Below are 2,711 nucleotides of genomic sequence, written 5' to 3' on the forward strand. Positions count from 1 at the left end.
GTCAGGGCATTAGCGTCCTATTACGTTCAAAATATTTTCGAAACATTTCGGGGGCCGCCATCTTAGTGATCGAGAGGAGACTGTCATGTCGATCCGTCTCGGGCTCCACCGGCGCACTGGCCCCGGCGTCGGCGCACGCTCGGTCCTGGCCGGTGCCGTCGTGGCCACGCTGCTTTTCGGCACGACGGCGGCCAACGCGGGCCCTGGATCGGCCACGCGGGCGGACGATCTCGACGGCCTGCGTGGTCTCGCCGCGAAGCGCGGACTGCTGATCGGTTCTGCGGTCTACAACCCCCCGCTCCTCGGCGACGCGCGCTACCGCGCTCTCCTCGCCCGCGAGTTCTCCGCCGTGTCGCCGGGAAACGTGATGAAGTGGGACACGGTCGAACCCGAGCGCGGCATGGTGGATCTCACCGCGGCCGACCACATGATGCGGTTCGCGAGCGGCCACCGGCAGATCGTGCGGGGCCACACCCTCGTCTGGCACAACCAGCTCCCCTACTGGCTGACGCAGAAGACCTGGAGTGACGCGGATCTCGCGACGATCCTCGAGAAGCACGTCAAGGAGGAGGCGGCGAAGTTCCGTGGCCGCGTCTACGCCTGGGATGTGATCAACGAGCCGTTCAACGAGGACGGCACCTGGCGCGAGACCATCTGGTACAAGGCGCTCGGGCCCGGCTACGTCGCCAAGGCGCTCCAGTGGGCGCACGAGGCCGACCCGCGCGCCAAGCTGTACCTCAACGACTACAACCTCGAGTGGAACACCGCCAAGGCCGACGCGATGTACGCACTCGTCAGCGACCTGCGTGAGCGCGGGGTGCCGGTCCACGGCGTCGGGTTCCAGGGCCATCTCGGCATCCAGTACGACTATCCCGCGCCGGTCATCGACCACCTCCGGCGGTTCACCGGCCTCGGCCTGGACGTGGCCATCACCGAGGCCGACGTGCGGATGCCGCTACCGGTCACCGACGCCAAGCTCGCCACCCAGGCCGACTACTTCGGACGGCTGCTGAGCGCCTGCCTCGCGGTGCGCAGGTGCGTCTCCTTCACGATCTGGGGCCTCAGCGACGCCCACTCCTGGGTCCCCGGCGTGTTCGCGGGGCAGGGCGCGGCAACCCCGTACGACCATGACCTCCGGCCGAAGCCGGCCTATGCCGAGCTGCGCGAGGCACTGCGCCATCGGGTGGCGGGAAGCGAGCGGTGAACCGCGTCCGCCTGGCGCTCACCGGTTGCGGCCGCAGGGGCGTGATCCTGCTGCTCGGCCTGCTGATGTCGGCCGGTGCGGACGCGGCCCTGAGCGCGCCGCTGCGCCCTGGCGCCTACCGGCTTCGGCACCCTCCACGGGCACGGTGACCGTCTCGGCGAACGGCACCACGACCGCCCGTTCCTGATCGATGCGCCGCCGGCCGCAGGGTTCTTGCCCTGAGCCGCGGCCGGCGGCGCATCCCCTGCCGCGGTCGCCGGCGAACCGGGGTCCGCCTGATCCCGCGCCGCGTCATCGGCGCCCCCGGCCCGAACCGTCACCCGATCCGCAGTCATCACGAACATTTTAGTGATCAGCTGAACCATCCGACGCTCCCGTCCCGTACTGCCTGCCGACCGGGTCACGAAGAGCGGACCCCCCGCCCGGCCGCACCGGCCGCGAAACCCGGGAAGCGGAAGGAACGATCATGGGAAGCAGACGAGGAGCCGTGTCGGTGGCGGCCACGGTGGCTGCGGCCGGGACGTTGCTCGCCGCATGCGGCGGATATGGCGGCGGTGGCGACGGCTACGACAACGCCTCGGCGCAGGACGGCGCCAAGAAGCCGGCGGCCGCTCCGCAGAACACCGCACTGGCGGTCGCCGCGAACAGTCGCCTCGGCAATATCGTCGTCGATGGCGAGGGCCGTACCCTCTACCGCTTCGACGAGGACACCGCCTCCCCGTCGTCGTCCAACTGCGAGAACGCCTGTGCCACGGCATGGCCCCCGGTCTTCGTCGGCGAGAAGATCGCAGTGCGGAAGGGGCTCGACTCCTCGCTGGTCGGCAAGGTCAAGCGCGCCGACGGCAGCTTCCAGGTGACGCTGGGCGGTTGGCCGCTGTACCGCTTCGCCAAGGACACCAAGGCCGGCGACACCAAGGGGCAGGGCGTCAGCGGCACCTGGTTCGTGAGCGCGCCGACCGGCAAGAAGGCCACCGTCGCGGCGGCCAAACCTGCCAAGAAGAAGCCGGCCACGCCGCGTTGGACGGGCAAGAACACCATCAAGGTCGTCGACGACGACCAGCTCAGCAAGATCGTCGTCAACGGGGCGGGCCGCACGCTCTACCGCTTCGACAAGGACACCCGCTCCGCCACCCCCGGCAAGTCCAAGTCCAACTGCCTCGGCGCCTGCGCGAAGGCCTGGCCACCGGTCAAGTTCACCGCGTCGCTGAAACTCCAGGGCGTCGACCGCAAACTCATCGGCAACATCATGCGCGCCGACGGCATCTGCCAGCTGACCCTCGGCGGCTGGCCGCTGTACACCTACGCCAAGGACACCAAGGCCGGCGACACCAAGGGGCAGGGCGTCGGCGGCACCTGGTTCGCCAGCACCGCGACCGGCAAGAAGGCCCAGGCCGACGCCGAGACCGAGGACACCGGCGACGACTACGGCTACTGAGCCGGTACGGCTCCCTGTCCTTCTCCGATCGCGAGCGGCGGGGGGCGGCGTGCGACGCCCCCGCCGCTCCCC

The 2,711-nt window shown here is 69.9% G+C and carries 3 protein-coding genes; all 3 read left to right on the top strand.

Annotated features, from left to right (window positions below; translation table 11 throughout):
- Positions 1-85: 85 nt before the first annotated feature.
- Positions 86-1,204 carry an endo-1,4-beta-xylanase gene (locus HKK72_RS38440; protein ID WP_187239298.1) on the top strand — a complete coding sequence of 373 codons (1,119 nt, stop codon included), beginning with the start codon at positions 86-88 and terminating at the stop codon, positions 1,202-1,204.
- Positions 1,201-1,353: a hypothetical protein gene (locus HKK72_RS38445; protein WP_187239299.1), complete on the top strand. Its 153-nt coding sequence runs from the start codon at positions 1,201-1,203 to the stop codon at positions 1,351-1,353. The genes HKK72_RS38440 and HKK72_RS38445 overlap by 4 nt, the downstream gene beginning before the upstream one ends.
- A 317-nt stretch (positions 1,354-1,670) precedes the next feature.
- A complete protein-coding gene (locus tag HKK72_RS38450; RefSeq protein WP_187239300.1) occupies positions 1,671-2,639 on the top strand; it encodes a hypothetical protein in 969 nt (322 codons plus the stop codon).
- Positions 2,640-2,711 lie beyond the last annotated feature (72 nt).

Origin of the sequence: Actinomadura sp. HBU206391 (assembly GCF_014323665.1) — a bacterium.
Taxonomy (GTDB): Bacteria; Actinomycetota; Actinomycetes; order Streptosporangiales; family Streptosporangiaceae; genus Actinomadura_C.